Origin of the sequence: Ectopseudomonas alcaliphila, assembly GCF_900101755.1 — a bacterium.
Taxonomy (GTDB): domain Bacteria; phylum Pseudomonadota; class Gammaproteobacteria; order Pseudomonadales; family Pseudomonadaceae; genus Aquipseudomonas; species Aquipseudomonas alcaliphila.
This window is the reverse complement of sequence record NZ_FNAE01000023.1, coordinates 1-1948: the sequence shown is the minus strand read 5'-3', so window position 1 is coordinate 1948 and position 1948 is coordinate 1. Positions and strand designations below refer to the sequence as shown.

Annotated in this window: 2 protein-coding genes; both read right to left on the bottom strand. The window is 44.5% G+C overall.

Going from position 1 to position 1948, the window contains the following annotated elements:
- Positions 1 to 112 precede the first annotated feature (112 nt).
- On the bottom strand, positions 113 to 718 hold the full coding sequence (locus BLR77_RS25445) for a hypothetical protein (protein WP_139203107.1): 606 nt from the start codon (positions 716 to 718) through the stop codon (positions 113 to 115).
- Between the two features lie 680 nt (positions 719 to 1398).
- Entirely contained in the window at positions 1399 to 1845 is a 447-nt protein-coding gene (locus BLR77_RS25440) for a hypothetical protein (RefSeq protein WP_139203106.1), read from the bottom strand.
- Positions 1846 to 1948: the final 103 nt, after the last annotated feature.

The following is a 1948-nucleotide window of genomic DNA, read 5'->3' as shown; positions in this document are numbered from 1 at the left end:
AAGCCCAGAACAGGCCGGATATACGAATGCAACCGCGCTGACGACAAGTGCAAAAGAAAAGCTTTGCCCACTACTTGTGGGGAGAGTCCATATACGCTTGTTAGGCTGGGCTTTACGGTATGCCCCATATTGTTCCTTTGATTTTGAAGTCTGCAACATTTGAAACAATTTCTGCTTTTTGTATTTTTATATCTGCTCCGCTCATGGCTGAATTTTTTTCTATGAAGAATTCAGTATCTCGTTGAAGTTTGGTTGGTGACCATATGAGTTGGTTATCGCCTAAGTGGAAATTTCCAATATAGGTTACTTCTTTTTCTGTGACCATGAATCGATAAACAGGAGCTGTAATCATAATAAAGTATGGGTTTACAGAGCTGGGTACTAGAAAGTATTCCCCGGGAGGAAGGGCCAAAGTTCGTACCTGCCCATGACTGTCTTTGAAGTGCGATGCTGTAAATGGATTGTTGAGAATTATAATGACTTTGTCGTAGCTTTTTCTGCTATTTCCCTCGACGAGGGTCAGGTATGTGCTATGTAAGGAACTTGGTCTTTCTGCGCCAGTAGAAAAAAGCACAAGTCCTTTTCCTGTTGGTACCTGCAATAGATTCTCGTCAACTCCTTGGCCGGTTGTTGTGCAGGAGGCTAAGAATAAGGGTATTAATATAATAAGTGAAAGTCGAAATAGTGAATGCATATTGTTTCCGATGGTGATGGCCATAACGTATGTTAAGGGGCGGGCTTTAGCCCGTCCCAGTGAGCGAAGTGAGCGAAGTGAGCGATTTGGACCAATTGTTATGCGCGCTCCCAGTCCCGTGGATCTTCTGAAATTCCAAGGGTTGATGTGTCTAAAAGCTCTGCGGTGCTTGGATGAAGTACTGAGAAGGTTGCATCATTTACTAAATCGTCTACTGCATGAATTATGCTTGAGTAACTCCCGAGACTTTCATCGTTGAAGATAGGATGAAATCTGCCATCGGAGGATTGAGCTATGTAGAAAGTGCCAACCCTTGTCTTGAACTTCAAAATAACTCTCATTGTGATCCCTCCTTGCCTAATTATTGTGCATAGTGTTGGTGCCTGAGACGCATTGTTATGCGTGCCGCCTGCTTACGCTCTTGTGTAGAAATTAGAGAAGCCCATAGGGCATTTTTCTTTCATTAATGTAAGGCACCGGTATACGCTTTTTTCAGAGACTCCCCAGCTCTTAACCTGGTAGCCGCACCCGCCAAGCATGCATGTGGCACGGGTAAACTCTTGCTCAGTTCCTCGCTCATTAATTTCCGAACCTTGAGTAACTATGCACGGTACTCTCATTTTCGATTTCTACGCATAACGCTTGGTTAAGGGGCCGGCTTTAGCCGGTCCCGAGTGAGCGAAGCGAACGACTTGAACCACTAGTTAGGTTTCATTGCTAAAGTTAAATAGGTGGTTTTCAATGAAGCGAAACTTTACATCTTGCAGTGTGTTTAAGTTAACAGCTATTTTGTTTTTTATTGAAGGCTTTGTGTGTTTGCCGCCGTGCCATACATCTATGCAGTCTAGCTTTTCGCCCTCTGCGACTAGAGACTTAAGTATGGCTACGACTTGAAGAGTAGCTTGGATATCTTCCGGTTCCTCGGGTAGCCAACCCTCTGGCTCTGAAAAAACCAATTCGTCAGCGCCCATATCAAGGTGTCTGAAACCACAACTACAAGAACCATCTGTTGTTAGATGCCACTTGTTCGGATGCTGAAGATAGCGCAATTGCTCTAACTCAGGGATTTTACGACTAAAGTGCAAGGTGTCGTTGTTAAGCTTCTCAAGATCGCGCGTTGATGTGGTACTGAAGATAACTGCGTAGCACATTATTGGATCTAACGTTTGGTTAAGGGGCGGGCTTTAGCCCGTCTCAGTGAGCGAAGCGAACGGTTTGAACCGGTTGTTAGGTGCTTTCCACAAAGTGTTTTGA